The sequence below is a fragment of the Chryseobacterium sp. CS3K3.1 genome (genome assembly GCF_059515165.1).
Window position 1 is genome coordinate 267,023 of record NZ_JCAKRV010000003.1, and the last position, 15,331, is coordinate 282,353.

Below are 15,331 nucleotides of genomic sequence, written 5' to 3' on the forward strand. Positions count from 1 at the left end.
TTCATGTTTTTCAATTTTACTTATATAATTAAATTTCTATTCTGTTTTTCCAACAGCAGATTCGCTCCTTCAATTCCCTGTAAACCACCAGTGTGAAAGCATAAAATCTTACTGTTTTCAGGAAAATATTCTTCTTCTATCATTTCAAAAACCTTCTCCATCATTTTCCCTGTATAAACCGGTTCCAGAGGAATACCGTATCTCTCCTTGAAATCATTGATAAAACGGACGTTTCCATCACTTATTTTACCATAACCTCCAAAACATGAATCTATTAGATTAAAATTCTGTTTCAAAGTTAATTCAAAAATTTTATTTTCAAGTGAAGCATCATAAACGGCTTTAAATCCTATAACTTTCTGATTCTCTTCACAAAATTTTGAAATTCCGGCAATGGTACCACCGGTTCCAACTGCGGTGCAAAGATAGTCAAAATCTTTTGTTTGTTCGTTGAGCATCATTTTTACACCTTCCACAGCCTCTTTATTGGTTCCTCCTTCAGGAACTATCAAAGCTTCAGGGAACTCCTGCTGAAGGAATTCTGTAAGTTTTTCTTTGTGACGGTATTCTTCGCGGGTGACAAATTTCAGGTTCATCCCATTTCTTTTCGCAAAAAGTAAGGTTGGGTTATCGCGCCATTTATGCTCCAATTCTTCCCCTCTGATGATTCCCAGTGTTGGAATACCCGCCCTATTTCCTACCGCAGAAACCGCTGCAATGTGATTGGAAAAAGCACCTCCAAACGTAATGATATAGGGGTTTCCCTGATTTTTTTCGAGATAGTTATTGACATTGTGAAAGAGTTTCCAGTATTTATTCCCTGAAATCAACGGATGAATCTGATCTTCCCTTTTAATGAAAAGTTTAATATTTTTCTGAATGGGAATTTCCTGAATGGAAACGGGTTCTGTCGGAAGTTTTAATAGCATTTCAGTTTTACAACTCAAGATTTATTCTTTGCAAAAGTAGGAAAAGATTTAATGTTGTGAGGAGTTTCTTTTTTCCCACAGATCGCACGGATTTGCACAGATGATGTTTTTGATTTTTTTGTGATGTGGGTTATTTAGTTGTAAGTTTTGGTTAAAACCGAATGAATATTGATTTATTTGATAAGTGGGCTAAAGCCCACCCCTATTGAATATTAAATGCTGAATATAGAGAATATTGAAATCCACCGTTTAAAATATAAAATCAAAAAAAATAACCTCTCCAACCTCGAATCCCGACACCCCGAAACATTAAACATGAAATTCATCATTTATAATTTCAGAGGTATTTCCTGAAGTTCCAAAATTTTCTTTTTCTGAGATAGTTCAGGTTGTTTTCATTAGTGTAAGCTTCTCTTTCAAAGGAAATTCTTCTATAGGCCAGATATCCGTCTTTGAGTTTAAAAAACCAGTAATAATATTCAATACCATAGAAAATATAGAAGAAAATAACGAGCATTTCCAGTTGCTGGCGTAAATGAATTTTTTCGTGATTGATCAATACATTATTTTCCTTATCTTCGGGTTTCCTAATGAAGATAAAGGGAAAGAGAGCGATGCCATTAATTTTTAATTTTTTTAAAGGCTTTTGGCATACAATTATCATAGTAACAAATATAAAAAGTTTTTTGACTAGCATTTAACTTATGGCCCATTATGACATCAAAGAAGGTGAAGACTTCTACTATAATGAACAGGGGTACAAGGTTTTTACGGAAAAATTCCATCTGAAAAGGGGATATTGCTGTAAAAGCGGCTGCAGACACTGTCCTTACGGGTACGATAAAAAGACTGATACATTCATTAAAAGTGATAAAAAAAATAAATAAAATGAAAAAATATATTTTTATTTTGTTGGCATCTGCTACATTAGGTTTAACTTCTTGTAGCCCTTTTCAGGTACGTTCGGATTATGCTGAAACCGCCAATTTCAATTCTTACAAAACCTATAAAATAAGAATTGATGATCTAAAACTGAATGATATTGATAAAGACAGAGTGCTGAATGAGCTGTCGAGACAGCTTCAGAGCAAAGGACTTCAGTCCGGAGAAAACCCTGATCTGATTATCAACGTAAAAGCAAATCACAAAAAGATTACTGATATCAATTCCTCTTCTCCTTATGGAATGTGGGGATGGGGCGGACCATTCGGATGGGGTGTTGGCATGAACAGAACATGGACAACCAACCACAATGAAGGCGCACTTATTGTTGACCTTATTGATGCAAAAAGCAATAAATTGGTTTGGCAGGGTATCGGAAGCGGAATTTCTGTAGATTCTCCAAAAGCAAAACAGAGACAGATTCCAGAAATTATGGCTGAGATTATGAAAAATTATCCGCCACAAAGAAAATAAGATGTAAGTCATCCATTATATAGCCGGTACGTTTTGTATCGGCTTTTTTTATGGATAAAATTATTAAGTTTTAAGTTTTGGCTAAAGCCCGATAAATGGAATTACAATGTATAAGGCGGGCTAAAGCCCACCTCTATTGAATTGAATACAGATACAGATATTTAACCACAACATCATTCATCATTTATCACTTATCATTCATCACTCATTATGTATCGCATACAGTGTGTTTAAAATTAACAATTTTGTAATTTTTTATTCACAAAAATTGTGGTATTCTTGCTGAAACTTTATATTAAATATTAATTATGAAAAAAATCATTTTATTTTCTGTATTTGCGGGACTTGCCCACGCTCAGGCTCCTGCAGGATACTACAATTCTGCCAGCGGACTAAGTGGTGCAGCACTGAAAACTGAATTAAGCAGCATTATCACCAACGGACATATTGATAAAGGATACAGTGGACTTTGGACAGGCTATAAAACTACTGATATTGATAAAGATTATGAAAATGACGGGACTATCCTTGATATTTATTCTGAAAAGCCTGCAGGGGCTGACCCGTATAACTATACTCCCGGAACCGACCAGTGCGGTACCTATTCCAGTGAAGGAAACTGTTATAACAGAGAGCACATTGTTCCTCAAAGTTTTTTTAATCAGGCCTCTCCAATGGTGTCTGATATTCACTTTATCAGAGCTACAGACGGAAAGGTAAACGGAATGAGAAGCAATTATCCTTTCGGAAAGGTAGGAAGTGCTTCTTTTACTTCACAAAATGGTTCCAAACTGGGAACCTCTTCTTCTTCAGGATATTCAGGAACGGTATTTGAGCCTATTGACGAGTTTAAAGGAGATGTGGCCCGTATGATTTTCTATTTTGTAACCCGCTACCAAAGCAAGCTTTCTTCTTTTTCATCAGGAAATATGTTAGGAAGTTCTGCATTCCCGGGATTACAGACATGGGAACTTAATGTCCTTTTGGCATGGCACAATCAGGATCCGGTTTCTCAGGCTGAAATCAAAAGGAATAATGCTTCCTATACTTTTCAGGGAAACAGAAACCCGTTTATCGACAATCCGAATTATGTTAATCTTATCTGGGGCTCCCAGCAGCCTTCAGGTGATACCCAGGCGCCAACTACAGCCACAGGTCTGAATGTTTCAGGAACAACTTCCAGCAGTATTTCTCTGGCTTGGAATGCTTCTACCGATAATGTAGGAGTAACAGGATATAATGTTTACATGAACGGAAGTCTGCAAACGACTACGAGTTCAACTTCCACAACAATTTCAGGACTTACTCCTTCCACAACTTACAGCTTTTATGTGGTAGCGAAGGATGCGGCTGGAAATTCTTCATCGAACAGCTCAACAGTTTCAGGTACTACTAACTCAGGAGGTACTACTCCGGGGACCAGCTGTGCCAATGAAAATTTTGAAACCATTCCTGCAGCCAACTCTACGTATACAACCAGAACATGGAGCAATGGTGGTATTTCCTGGACAGCAACGGATGCAAGAACAGACCAGACCATTAACAATAAAGCAATTACGGTAAGAAACGGTTCTTTAACTTCCGGAAGCTCTGCAAACGGTATTGGGTCTTTAACGGTAACTACACAGCTTAAATTCTCAGGAACCAATGGTACTTTTGATGTAAAAGTAAACGGAACAACCGTAGGAACTGTTCCTTACAGTACTTCAGTTACAACGACGACCATTAACAATATCAACGTTTCAGGAAATGTAGTGGTAAGTCTGGTTAATAATTCAACAAGTAACAGAGTGGCTATTGATGATCTTTCATGGACATGTTATTCAGGATCAACAGCAAGAATGGCTCAAAATACGGCAGCAGAAACTACATCCAACAGCTTTAAGATCTCTCCTAACCCTGTTACCAATCAGGAAATTTTTGTAAAAGGAGATCTTCAGAAAGTAAAAAAAGCCGAGATTTATAACCTTCAGGGGAAAACTCTTCAGACAATTGACCAACCTTTCAGAAATGGAAATTCTATTAAAACCAGAAATCTTGGTCAGGGAGTTTATATTTTGAAACTGGATCAGGTGACGATGCAGTTTATAGTGAAATAGTTCAAATAGTAATTTGATATAAAAAATGCCGGTCTTTTTAGACTGGCATTTATTTTTTTAAACCCTCGCAGATTTTGCTGATTGAGCAGATCTTTTTAACGCAGAGATTTTATTTTTCTAATGTTTTATTTTAGAGGGCAGAGAGGAATCAGCAAGCTGATCTGACTCAGCGAATGTTCTAAATTCCCTGTTTATTTTATCTTAATTAATTCGCAGAAATTTTATCCAGGTCCGGATATCCGGATCCTTTTAAAAGGTCTTTCCATTCTTTATTTCTGAACACGAAGAGGTTGCAGCGGTATTCGTCCGGTCTGTTATCTATTTTGGTTTCGCAGTAATAATAGAGCATATCTTTACTTCTCCAGATCGCGACTTCCTGTCTGAGTTTGTTATGTGTCCGGATGATCTCATTATCTTTAACTTCTGATTCAAAACCTTCCCGTATGGTATCAAAGCTAGGTTTCTGAAGTGTTCTATTTAAGTTTTCCAGAAGTGCTGTTTTTTCCTGCTCTGTATAAATATCAAGCTGATACATTCCCAGTTCGTCTTCTTTTTCATTGGCAAGCGGGCCAATTTCCTGATCTACTTTTCCGAAATGTAAAATTACTTTGTTTGTATTTTTATTATTTTTTCCTTCCAGATCAATTCCGTTGAAGTGCAATAATTCTTTTGAAGCAAAAGCCAGCTTTTCATTTCCGATCAGGGTAACTTCACTGGTACGGACAGCTTCTTTTGCTGTTGCTCCGGCAGATTTTAAAATATCGTTGATATTTTGTCCTGCTTTCAGTTTAGCAAGATTGAATGGTTCGGTCTGAGTACTTCCCTCTGTTTCAACCAAAGACTCACTTTCTTTATTTTTCTGCTGGCCGCATGACGCAAAGCTCAGACAGATTACCGCTGTTAATGCATATTTCAGATTTTTCATAATGTTAGTGTTAGTGTCCGGTTATCAATAATAAAACAGAAAAAACAGGATTCAAGTATCTGGAAACTGTTTTTTTATTTTGACTGACTGTTTTAATTCATATACTTATACTATAGGTTCATTATGTATTTTAGAAAAAATCTATTTCATAAAGGGTTCATTTTTATTTTTTAGGATAAGCAAGGGTAAAACTGTCTAAGATGGAGAACGTACCTGGATCTGAAGAATTCTCCACTCTGGTTCCTTTCTTTACTACAATCAGTTTGGTATTGGTATATTTTGTATTATCCAGTGCAAGTTCCTGATCCTGGGTTAAAAATATCCATTTATTTTTAGCCGGTACATCCCAGAAGTAAGCAGCACCTGTCTTATCAGTGGATCTTTTTTCCGGGTTACCATAGGTTTTAGTCAAATAATCAATCAGCTTTTTCCCTTCATCTTCTTTAGCGAGGTTCAGTATAAACCCAAGGTATTGACTATCCTGGTAAGAGTTTACAAAAAGCGCAAGGTTGTTGTTGGAATAATCATATCCTTTAGGTACGGTATATTCAGAAAATGATACTGTTCCCAGCTTATAGTTTTTAACATCGGCCTGTTTATATGATAATAATCCGTAATTGGCTTCTGTTTCTTTTTCCCCCTTCGTAATATTATCCGATACTTTTTCATCAAATTTTAAAGATTCCAGATCGGTTTGTCCGTTGCAGGACACAATAGCCAAAAAGCTAAATAATAAGATCAGATTTTTCATAATGATAATATCAGATTTCAATAAAAAACAGAAAAACAAGATTCAAGATCCGGAAACTGTTTTTTATTTTGACTGCCTGCTTTAATTCATATACTTATACCATGGAGAAGCCGGAGGGGCAGGAAATTTTAATCCAAATACCGCATTATTACGATAAGCCTCTTTAGTAACAGAGATGTATTTATTTCTTATTCTTCCGTCATCTTCAATAGAGATGCTTAGTATGGAATAGCTCTTTCCATTATCCCAGAAGAAAGAAGTTGGATAAGTAAAGGAATTTTTCTCATTTTGATCCCATGACACTTTTTCCGGAGAAAGTTTTTTCAGTTTTTCAAAAATTGGTTTTACTAATTTGGCATCTACGGTTGTTTTGTCTGTAGTAGAAGCCGTAGGATTTCCATGTTTTTTTATTATTTTTTCTACAAACTCCAGAGAGTATTTTTCAGCAGCATTGGTATCAACAGCACCTACTTTTCCTTTGTATACGGTAATTCTTGTACCCATTGTATTATCTAATGGAATATTTTCATAAGACAGTCCTTTATTTTCATCAGCATAATATTGAATGATGTCTGGCTTAGCTGCATCTTTCAGAAACAGATTTTTGTTTTCAAAATCATACTTCTTTGCATCATCACCTAATGAAACCGTTGACAAATCAAATGATTTATTTCCACAACAGATATTGATCAATACTACAAAGATCAATATCAGAACTCTTACTTTTTTCATATTATTTTATATTTTGATGATTACTATAATCCGTTTAACTATACTTCTGTTTCTTTATGATTTCAAATATATGAATACTATACAGGAAATATTAATGAAAATAAGCAATAATGCAATCCTGAAGGACAAGGTCATTCTTTTTTTCATGGAATATGATGTGGTGTATGTAGAAATTAACGACGCGAAAAATGCTGCAAATCCTGTAAAAATACATCCTGCAGCAAACATTACCCAATCCAGCTGAAGTGTGTTTGTACTATCTTTCCCTACTTTATCTGTTATCTTTAATTTCTGTCCCATAGCGGGTGGGTGATCAGTTGTAATATCCAGTGTTTTTATTACTTTTTTTCCATTTGCATCAGTATATTCTACTTTCGGAAAGAAAATCACTTTGTCTCTATAGGTGGAAGTTGAAAAGTTCTTAAACTTTGTAATTTCTTTTTTATACCCCACAACAGTTGCTACATATTGCGGCTCATCAAATGTTCTGTAAGCCTTTTCCCAGAAAAAGGTATATGATAAGACAAACGCCATTGCATTTACCGAAATCATAATGATTGAGATGATTAAAAGAAGGAATGCTTTTTCCAGAAAACCTCCTTTTTTTCCCGCATTATTTCTGTTCGCTGCAAATTTCAAAAAGATTTTATATCCTTTATACAGAGAAAATATGACAATTATTGCTATAAAATATCCTAAAAAAGTCATTTTCAATGATTAAATAATACTGAAACCTTTTTCTTTTGTTCTCATATGAAGTTTTACCTCCATTTCTATATTGCTTTGTTTTTCAATATCCGGACTTTTGAATTGTAATGGTTGTGAGCCGTCTTTTCTCATCAGTCTTACTAATTTTCCGTATCCCATTACTTCAAGCTGGAGATCAGCTTCATGAAGTTCTTCCACCTCTAAATTCTGGGCAAATAATTGACCGGCACTTTCCAAAAAGCTTTTTTTCCGTTCTTCTGTATAGTATAAAGCTTGTTCCTGCAGCTTCATTTTATCCTGTGACATTTCCAGATACCTTCCGGCACTGTGGCTTTGCAATACTGTTCTAATCTGTTGATAATATTTGAAAACATCGCTGAAAAGATCTTCTTTTTTGATGTCTTTCAGATCTACCGAGTTCTGCCATCCATCAAGTACAAAAGGGAGCTCAACTTCTATTTCACCTTTGATTTCAAAATGAGGATATTTAATATTGTCACTCAAACCATCCCAGGGAGATTCTATTTTAGGATGAAACGCAAATCGTGAAGCCTTCCAGTTATCAAGCTCTGCACAGAAGAAATCGATGGACATCATATCATCTTCATCCAAAATATTTTTTCCTAAACGAGGATACATTTTCCCGGTTACTTTATATTTTCCGCTCTGAAGCAAGGCCTGATTGATCATTGTATCTCCTCCGAATCCTCCTTCTTTTGTTTCGTCTCCGTACCAGTCTATCACAGGAACATCATTTACGTAGATGGTTCCTGAGCAGTACATTCTCGGATATACAGAATATAATGGTTTTTTAAAATTATGCATACGTCAATTTAAGTTAAATATTTTTTTTCCAAATAATGAGTTTCTTCTTTTATAACTTTTTCTTCTACTTTAAAATTGCTTTTCCACCAGCCTACTTCTCCTTCTATTTCTACTGAAAGTACTACTCCTGAAAATTTCAGAATCGGCTGTATGAATAATCCCTTAGAATCAGAATCCAGTACAATATCTCCACCAAAGTAAGAATCTGCTTTTGCAGCGGCTTTAAATGTCATAATAGGCTTCGATTTTGTCCCTTTTACTCTTCCTACCTCAACGCTTACACTGAGTTCAATAGTGGCTCCCATTTTTCCTCCAATGGTAGTTTTTCCCTGCATATTGATCCCGTTGATACTGTCAATCTTCAGGGCATCTACCATTATTTCCAGCTCCCCATAAAATGTTGCTGTAAAGGTTACTGAAGCACCTAATTTTTCTAATCCTCCACGAAACTTATTAATAATTCTTGCCGCTGCCGGGTTTCCGGTTGCTCCATACGAAGCCGCCGCAATGGCTGCTCCCAATATATCAATAACAACTTCAGCTCCAATTAAAGGTTTAAATCCAAAGCCTACTTCACCAATAACGCTAAGTGTATTTCTTTCGTTTACTCTTTCCAGGTACCATTTTCCTACGACGGTAAATTTTGGATACCTGACATTGAAACCAACCGGTATTGCTGTTTCTTTTGCCGCACTTTGCGCATAGTTGATTGCATTTTGTACAATATTGACCGCAGTGGCAATCATTCTGGCTACCAGTTTGATTTTATCTGCAAATTCATTAGTAAAACTTCTCTTTTCTCTCCCGGCATCCCATTCGGCAGATATGCCCAACCCTATTGAAATCGGAACTTTCCCGGTTTCATTCATCCTCATTCTGTTATATCCTGCCTGTCTGGATTTTTCCTGGTGTTTTGCATAAACAGATCCTGGCGGCATATTGGCTGCTTTATAATTGGAAACATTCACCAAAAACTCAAGAGCAAGTTCCCATTTAATATCCGGATAAGCCTTGATCAGTACTGTAGTTCTTTTTTCATTGCTGAAATACCGGCAGCTATGCACATGCAGATGAAACTGATTCGGATTGGATGCTGAAGGCCAGATATATTCTACCGGAAAAGCGTTGACTCTGGAAAGGTTTGAATATACACCATATGTAAATGTAGGTGTATTAAATGTTTTTACAGTGTCTCCCTTATCTATTGCCTGCCCTACGTCTACAATCAGGGTCTGCTTTTTATGTTTTCCTTTACTGTCCCTGAAGCATTCATTGGTTTGAAAACCTGTAATATCAATTACTAAATTTTTCTTTGTAGATACACTCGGTGCTGTTACTTCATAACTGATGGTCTGTGCATCATGGGCATTGAATACAAATGAGATGTCTACTCTACGGTTATTTTCGTAGTCTTTCTCATTTTTGTATTTGATATTGTCTCTTCCCATTTTATCATCGGTAGGATCTACTTCTCCTTTTCCCACGGATATTATTCTTCTGGGATCTAATCCACCATCGGCAAAGAATTTTTTGACAACATCTGCTCTTCTTTGGGAAAGTCCTTTATTATAATTTTCTTTTCCTATCACACAGGCATAGCCGCTGAGATTCATTGTGGAATCTTTATGTTCAAGAAGAAATTTGAGCACATTATTCAGGACGGCTTCCCCGTCTTTATCAATAATTGTAGAGTCAAACTTATAGTAGATTGTTCTCTGAATATGTTCCTGTAAAGCGGCGGATTTTATCAGTTTGACACCATTCCCGTTATCAAAGACTTTAACGGTTGTGTTGCTGGCTTTGCCGTCCTTGGTTTCATTTTCAGTAATCTTGATGACTTCAAATTTACAGGGCTCGAGTCTAACGGAATTGACATCCGGCTTATAAACTTTAGTCGGCGTCTGGTTCTGGGCTCCGTTGGTATTGGTAGTGGCAATTTTATTTTTAACATTCAGATAGATGGCATGAAGGTCATCTCCAAGCTTATCTTTAATGTATTTTTTGGATGCAACATCTTTTACTTTAACATAGAATTCCTCTACATTCTGAATATTGTCCACATAGGCCATCCAGGCAAAGGTATTTTCTATTTTCAGATTGACTTCACCATCGATTACCTGTACATTATTGTAGGTATGTACCAGTTTATCTGCTTTTGCGGACTGCTGATTCCACAATTCAATGCTGACTGTATTTCCATTCAGACCTTCTGTCACGAGGTTCAGATGAACAATATGTCCATAGGAAATATAATCAACTTTTTTATTGTTTTTAATGCTTTTGCTGTTCTTCTGGGTAGACCATTTGCTGCTCACAATTTTGGGTTCACACCAGCCTTTTACATATAGTCCTGTATTACCTTTAGGGTCTCTTACTCCTGAAAGACTGGCTTCAATATAAAACTGATAGCTTCCGCAATACTGCTTACCAATTAAAAATTTATATCCGGTAGCAGAGGTGATCTGATTGATGATAATTTTTTTGCTGCTGTTCTGCCTCATCCAGGTAAGAGGTTTCTTTTTGTCGGCATCTGTAGTGCCCGGCAGCCATTCGTCTATACCAAACTGCACCCACTGATCCGGTTTTATGGTAATCCTTTGCCCTAATACAGACATTTTTGGATAATACAACCCGCTTACAACTTTTATTTTTTTTACGCCTTTTGCCATTTTCTTATCATTTAGATTGCACCATCCTGCCCTCCTCCTGAAGGCTGTTCGTTATACATTTCTTCGGAATCCACCAGCGGATTGATCTGCTGCTGAACGTCTTTGTCGGCATTTTTAAAGTTCTGCTGGCTGGCTTCTGCTCTTTGCCCGTGGTCTATAATTTCTATGCATGGCGTTCCGGCAACAGCACAAACGGCTTTGCTGTCTTCCACAATGATATATCCACCGTTGCTGAGCTGTACTTTATCATAAAAATTCTGCCATTCTGTAACCATAATTTTACAGGGAGGTGGCGGACCTCCCATTTTGGTACAGTTTCCGAATGTATTTTTTTCAAATGTGGCTGCTCCTATTTCTTTCGTAGTAACGATCAGTTTTTTGGAAGCGCTTTTATCATTGGCATATTCTTTTTGGTGTGTAAGTACTTTCAGCTTGTCCGGAACCTGCCCGAACTGGCATTTGCATAAGGCGCCCTGTACTACAATATGTTTTTCTGCCATATTAATTTTATCTTTAGTGAAGTGGTTATTTATTATCAAATCCTGAAACTGATACTGAAATCTTTTTCTCTTCCTGCAGCATGATACTGCATTCTAGGTAAAGAGATTCCGGAAGTGAAGTTTCTCCTTTCAGATAACTTATGAGTCTGAAAGTTCCTTCTTCATTCATCACAGGATGATCTTCTATAATCAATGAAAAAGGTGATTTTCTTATAAAATCATCAATATTTCTTTCTTCATATAACTTTCCATATCCTTCTATGGTAATCAGGCCGGTTTCTCCTTTCACCGGATCTGTTTCCAGTGTCAGTTTATATGCTGGTTCAATGGCATTGTCTGTTACCGGAAAGGTTTCTGTCATCTCAGTTCTATATTCATTTCCGAAACGCTGGTATATTCCAAAAAATAATGAGCGGATGAAATAATCATTTTTAATATACAGATTGATTGCTTCGGGCTGGCTGATCACTTTTTCAATCTTTCCGCAGTATTCGTCTACCGTTTCGCCTTCAAATTCTTTATAGAGTTCTTCTTTTACAGCTGCCCATCTTTTGGAAAATACCTCTGCATTTTCTACGGTTTCAAACGTTCCGTGTTCATCTGTACTGATCTGTAAAGGATATAAGACCCCGGAGGTTCTGTAAGCCAGCAGATCTGCAATTTCATTCACTTCTTCTTCGTTGAGATACAGTTTTGATGTTCTGTCTATCTCAAAAAAATGATGTCCTTTTTCTGTTTTCAGCCAGCGAACTGATGTTTCATATTTTAATTCGTTTTTCGATTCTCCTTTTTCAATGGTAATAACGACACTGTATCTTCGCACTTTGTTTTCAGGCTGAAGAGTAAGGCTGTTTCCTTTTCCGAATTTTACTAAAATGTTTTTATCTGCAACCGCTGTTCTGGGAACAAAAAGCTCTTTCTGCCCGTTGAGATTGATCAGGATCATATCCTTCACAGCGCAGTGGTTATTATGGAAGAGTTTTAATGCATCTTTATCAAGCCCGTACAGCGAGGCTATACTTTTTAAAGTTTCATCTTTCTGAACGGTATGTATATTATATTTCTGCATAAAAATGTTCCTGCTTCAAATTCTTTCTTGGTATAATACTCTTATTTAAATATTTAATGGATAACTCTTGTTCTGTTGGGTCTTGGATCCATCCCAATCTTTTCCCTTCTTGCTGACCAGTGAAGGTATTTATGGCGAAGTTTTCTTAAATCGGCTTGTTCCTTTACTTCTTTCTGATAAGCTTCCTGACGGTCTTCCGGAACTTCGTTTCCTCCATAAGCATCCCTAAGCTCTTTATAATGTCTGAAAGAATAAGGTTTGCCATCTCCCATCACATAAGTCCTGAGACGGTCTTTAATTCCTATTAAGAACTGATCATCCAAAATGGAATATTTGTCATCTGTCATTTTTTTTAAGGTGATAGGAAGATTTTTCTCAATGCCGTATTCCGCCATGAAATGCAATGGAATGTAACTGAAAGTCTTCACAAGATCACGTGTCCCTCTTAATGACAAATAGAATCCGGGAGTAATGGTAAGCTCACCTTTTTCGTACCATCCTTCATTTTCAAGTTCTGTTTTTAATGCTTCCAGCTTGCTGCTGGTAGTCCATGACGTTTCAATTTCTTCCCATGTTTCCTCTCCGTTTTCATAGGCACCTCCGACGTCGCAGTGTACACCTGGGAATGTTTTTTCGATTCCGATATGTACTCTTGTAAGGTCAAAGTTTTCTCTGTGCTCATCGGCTGCGATAAAGTGAACTACAGTTTGGGCTTTTCCGATGTCATTCAGGCTTAATTCTTCAACATCGTTACTGAAATTGGGCATTGGAGACAGGTATTTTGAATAGGAAGAAACGGTATCGTAAATCCCCAGAAATCTCACTTTCAACACATCAACTTTTAATCCTGCTTCTTCGAGTTTAAGACCGAGATGCCCCCATTTTGGAAGTTCTTCGGAATCAACATTTTTCCCATCATCATCTGAATAGGTGGTCACTGAAACAGCTTCGTTTGCGACGGTGCGTGAACTGGCTTTATATTTTGCTTTTCCGATTTCGTATACAAAATTACGGGCAGCGGCAGCTCCACGGCTGAATCCGAATACATCGAAAGTAAGTACGGCAATTTTATCGGCTTTTTTTTCAGCTTTAATGGTTTTCACCTTTTTTACGATTTCTTCGCAGCCTTTTCTCACTTTTGATCTGATCCCGGTTTCTCCGGTACCGAAAGCGTATCCGAGCGTTGCATCTCCTTCTTTATCCTGTGTACCGATTCCTTCTATATAAATTCCGAAGTTTTTATCATAGTTATCCCACATGCGGGCTACATTACTCCAGTCATTGTTATAACTGGTATTGTCTTTAGCTCCGCCACCATGTTTTTTATGGGCATCTGTTCCCTTTTTTCTTTCCTCTGTATTGGTTTTATTATTCAGGGTTCCGTCAAAAAAAATCCCAATGGTAATATCCAGTACTTCCTCTTTGGATACAGATGGTGTATAACTTCCAAATTGATTGTTGTGCATCGTTCTTGTTTTTAAATTGACTGAGTGAATATTATCATTCTATCTTTCGGGATACCCTTATTTTTGCCTTGGTAACTGCCAGTTTTTCTTTTTCAGATTCTAAAGAGATTAAAACTTTTGTATTGTCTTCGTTTACTTTAATGGTCAGATCAATATTTTTATCTTTTCCTGATTTCTGAAACAAATCAAATATCTCTTTATCATCAAAAGCGTCTATCCATACTGCATACCTGTTGTTGTTTTTATCTTTCCAGTAAAAACCGCAGAATCGTGGTATAGCCCTGCTTTTGTAGGTATTCTCTTTTAAACTTTGGTCAAAAAGATTTTCCTGCTCGCCGTTGTAACTGGTAAAACCAAAATCTATCCAGGTGGCTCCTTCAGGGAGAATCACGGAAGGTTTCCAGCTGTATCTTTCCCGATAAACGTTATAAATATCTGCTGGCGGATAGCCTTCTTTTTCAATTTTCTCACGAATTTCCGGCTTGAATGTCTTATAAGACGGATCTTTCAACATTCTTTCTGCAAAGCCTTCATTCAACATATACTGAGCATTATCGTATGCTTTTTCTTTGGTGATAATGGTATCATGAGCCTGAAAAGCACCTACTTCTTTCTGGTTTCCCGGACCTTTCATCCAAAGCACAACTCTTCCTTGTGGAGCTAATCCTACCACAAAGGAATTGTAAGTGGCTTTCTTTTTTGTGTCCTGGTCTACAAACCCATCATCCAAAAGTTTTTTGATCTTTTCTTTATCCAGGTCCCATTTTCCGGTGTAGAATTTATTTTCTACCAAAGAGTACCATGTAAATTCCAGTTTATGGGGAGCACTCATGCTTTCGGTATTGACATTCATAGTACCGCCTTCTTTACCCCAACCTGTATTCTGTGTTCCCCAGATGGCATCAAAACTGTAAGTAAAACCATCTGCAACAATAGCTCCTTCATATACTTCCATCGGGTATTCCTCCGGGGCAGAAACGGTTCCCAGCCAACTGTATTTTTCTTCCATTTTTTTATTCTGACAATTCGTTAATGAAAAACACCATATAAAAAGAATCAGCAGGTTACATTTACTTATGGCCATGGGACATAATCTTCTTGTTACTCGCTAAAACCAGATTTTCCTTATGTGCTTCCACATTGATTTTCTTTGCTATTTTTTCAACCTTTTTTCCTACGCTCAGATGGTAAGAATCTTTAACTGTTATGCGCAGGTTGGTTGCTGTTTTGATGATCGCCATA

Annotated in this window: 16 protein-coding genes; 3 read left to right on the plus strand and 13 right to left on the minus strand. The window is 36.9% G+C overall.

Going from position 1 to position 15,331, the window contains the following annotated elements; translation table 11 throughout:
• Window positions 1-20: 20 nt before the first annotated feature.
• Both AC5YGI_RS05060 and AC5YGI_RS05065 read right to left on the minus strand, forming a co-directional pair.
• Window positions 21-929: a 1-aminocyclopropane-1-carboxylate deaminase/D-cysteine desulfhydrase gene (locus AC5YGI_RS05060; RefSeq protein WP_496167693.1), complete on the minus strand. Its 909-nt coding sequence runs from the start codon at window positions 927-929 to the stop codon at window positions 21-23.
• Window positions 930-1,266: 337 nt separating this feature from the next.
• Window positions 1,267-1,593 carry a hypothetical protein gene (locus tag AC5YGI_RS05065; RefSeq protein WP_330747322.1) on the minus strand — a complete coding sequence of 109 codons (327 nt, stop codon included), beginning with the start codon at window positions 1,591-1,593 and terminating at the stop codon, window positions 1,267-1,269.
• 40 nt (window positions 1,594-1,633) lie between these two features.
• On the opposite strand from AC5YGI_RS05065, the gene AC5YGI_RS05070 reads away from it, so the two are divergent.
• The 3 genes from AC5YGI_RS05070 to AC5YGI_RS05080 all read left to right on the plus strand — a co-directional run bounded on the left by AC5YGI_RS05070 (window position 1,634) and on the right by AC5YGI_RS05080 (window position 4,444).
• Window positions 1,634-1,816: a C1orf53 family protein gene (locus tag AC5YGI_RS05070; protein ID WP_047434227.1), complete on the plus strand. Its 183-nt coding sequence runs from the start codon at window positions 1,634-1,636 to the stop codon at window positions 1,814-1,816.
• A gap of 1 nt (window position 1,817) precedes the next feature.
• The gene (locus AC5YGI_RS05075) at window positions 1,818-2,345 is read left to right on the plus strand and encodes a DUF4136 domain-containing protein (protein ID WP_496167694.1); all 528 of its coding nucleotides are present in this window, start codon (window positions 1,818-1,820) and stop codon (window positions 2,343-2,345) included.
• Between the two features lie 308 nt (window positions 2,346-2,653).
• Complete coding sequence (locus AC5YGI_RS05080; protein WP_454510333.1) at window positions 2,654-4,444, plus strand: endonuclease; 1,791 nt, start codon at window positions 2,654-2,656, stop codon at window positions 4,442-4,444.
• 205 nt (window positions 4,445-4,649) lie between these two features.
• On the opposite strand, the gene AC5YGI_RS05085 is transcribed toward AC5YGI_RS05080, so the two are convergent.
• The 11 genes from AC5YGI_RS05085 to AC5YGI_RS05135 form a co-directional block, all read right to left on the minus strand.
• A complete protein-coding gene (locus AC5YGI_RS05085; RefSeq protein ID WP_446105120.1) occupies window positions 4,650-5,369 on the minus strand; it encodes a hypothetical protein in 720 nt (239 codons plus the stop codon).
• Window positions 5,370-5,532: 163 nt separating this feature from the next.
• Window positions 5,533-6,120 carry a hypothetical protein gene (locus tag AC5YGI_RS05090; protein ID WP_446105119.1) on the minus strand — a complete coding sequence of 196 codons (588 nt, stop codon included), beginning with the start codon at window positions 6,118-6,120 and terminating at the stop codon, window positions 5,533-5,535.
• A gap of 81 nt (window positions 6,121-6,201) precedes the next feature.
• Window positions 6,202-6,852, minus strand: a complete 651-nt coding sequence (locus AC5YGI_RS05095) for a hypothetical protein (RefSeq protein ID WP_330747326.1) — start codon at window positions 6,850-6,852, stop codon at window positions 6,202-6,204.
• A gap of 54 nt (window positions 6,853-6,906) precedes the next feature.
• Entirely contained in the window at window positions 6,907-7,560 is a 654-nt protein-coding gene (locus AC5YGI_RS05100; RefSeq protein ID WP_330747327.1) for a hypothetical protein, read from the minus strand.
• Window positions 7,561-7,569: 9 nt separating this feature from the next.
• Window positions 7,570-8,385: a hypothetical protein gene (locus AC5YGI_RS05105; RefSeq protein ID WP_446105117.1), complete on the minus strand. Its 816-nt coding sequence runs from the start codon at window positions 8,383-8,385 to the stop codon at window positions 7,570-7,572.
• A gap of 8 nt (window positions 8,386-8,393) precedes the next feature.
• Window positions 8,394-11,054, minus strand: a complete 2,661-nt coding sequence (locus AC5YGI_RS05110) for an OmpA family protein (RefSeq protein WP_496167695.1) — start codon at window positions 11,052-11,054, stop codon at window positions 8,394-8,396.
• 11 nt (window positions 11,055-11,065) lie between these two features.
• Complete coding sequence (locus AC5YGI_RS05115) at window positions 11,066-11,554, minus strand: DUF4280 domain-containing protein (protein ID WP_332385211.1); 489 nt, start codon at window positions 11,552-11,554, stop codon at window positions 11,066-11,068.
• Window positions 11,555-11,579: 25 nt separating this feature from the next.
• The gene (locus tag AC5YGI_RS05120) at window positions 11,580-12,623 is read right to left on the minus strand and encodes a hypothetical protein (RefSeq protein WP_446105115.1); all 1,044 of its coding nucleotides are present in this window, start codon (window positions 12,621-12,623) and stop codon (window positions 11,580-11,582) included.
• Between the two features lie 53 nt (window positions 12,624-12,676).
• Window positions 12,677-14,089, minus strand: coding sequence for a phospholipase effector Tle1 domain-containing protein (locus AC5YGI_RS05125; protein ID WP_496167696.1), 1,413 nt, complete (start codon window positions 14,087-14,089; stop codon window positions 12,677-12,679).
• 34 nt (window positions 14,090-14,123) lie between these two features.
• A complete protein-coding gene (locus AC5YGI_RS05130; protein ID WP_496167697.1) occupies window positions 14,124-15,098 on the minus strand; it encodes a DUF2931 family protein in 975 nt (324 codons plus the stop codon).
• Window positions 15,099-15,159: 61 nt separating this feature from the next.
• On the minus strand, window positions 15,160-15,330 hold the full coding sequence (locus AC5YGI_RS05135) for a hypothetical protein (protein WP_153816338.1): 171 nt from the start codon (window positions 15,328-15,330) through the stop codon (window positions 15,160-15,162).
• Window position 15,331: the final 1 nt, after the last annotated feature.

Bases quoted from the DNA above. Each gene is read 5' to 3' on its own strand.
- AC5YGI_RS05105 (WP_446105117.1), bottom strand. From the start codon at position 8,385: ATGCATAATTTTAAAAAACCATTATATTCTGTATATCCGAGAATGTAC.
- AC5YGI_RS05075 (WP_496167694.1), top strand. From the start codon at position 1,818: ATGAAAAAATATATTTTTATTTTGTTGGCATCTGCTACATTAGGTTTA.
- AC5YGI_RS05115 (WP_332385211.1), bottom strand. From the start codon at position 11,554: ATGGCAGAAAAACATATTGTAGTACAGGGCGCCTTATGCAAATGCCAG.
- AC5YGI_RS05065 (WP_330747322.1), bottom strand. From the start codon at position 1,593: ATGATAATTGTATGCCAAAAGCCTTTAAAAAAATTAAAAATTAATGGC.
- AC5YGI_RS05060 (WP_496167693.1), bottom strand. From the start codon at position 929: ATGCTATTAAAACTTCCGACAGAACCCGTTTCCATTCAGGAAATTCCC.
- AC5YGI_RS05135 (WP_153816338.1), bottom strand. From the start codon at position 15,330: ATGGCGATCATCAAAACAGCAACCAACCTGCGCATAACAGTTAAAGAT.
- AC5YGI_RS05070 (WP_047434227.1), top strand. From the start codon at position 1,634: ATGGCCCATTATGACATCAAAGAAGGTGAAGACTTCTACTATAATGAA.
- AC5YGI_RS05090 (WP_446105119.1), bottom strand. From the start codon at position 6,120: ATGAAAAATCTGATCTTATTATTTAGCTTTTTGGCTATTGTGTCCTGC.
- AC5YGI_RS05110 (WP_496167695.1), bottom strand. From the start codon at position 11,054: ATGGCAAAAGGCGTAAAAAAAATAAAAGTTGTAAGCGGGTTGTATTAT.
- AC5YGI_RS05080 (WP_454510333.1), top strand. From the start codon at position 2,654: ATGAAAAAAATCATTTTATTTTCTGTATTTGCGGGACTTGCCCACGCT.
- AC5YGI_RS05125 (WP_496167696.1), bottom strand. From the start codon at position 14,089: ATGCACAACAATCAATTTGGAAGTTATACACCATCTGTATCCAAAGAG.
- AC5YGI_RS05095 (WP_330747326.1), bottom strand. From the start codon at position 6,852: ATGAAAAAAGTAAGAGTTCTGATATTGATCTTTGTAGTATTGATCAAT.
- AC5YGI_RS05120 (WP_446105115.1), bottom strand. From the start codon at position 12,623: ATGCAGAAATATAATATACATACCGTTCAGAAAGATGAAACTTTAAAA.
- AC5YGI_RS05130 (WP_496167697.1), bottom strand. From the start codon at position 15,098: ATGGAAGAAAAATACAGTTGGCTGGGAACCGTTTCTGCCCCGGAGGAA.
- AC5YGI_RS05085 (WP_446105120.1), bottom strand. From the start codon at position 5,369: ATGAAAAATCTGAAATATGCATTAACAGCGGTAATCTGTCTGAGCTTT.
- AC5YGI_RS05100 (WP_330747327.1), bottom strand. From the start codon at position 7,560: ATGACTTTTTTAGGATATTTTATAGCAATAATTGTCATATTTTCTCTG.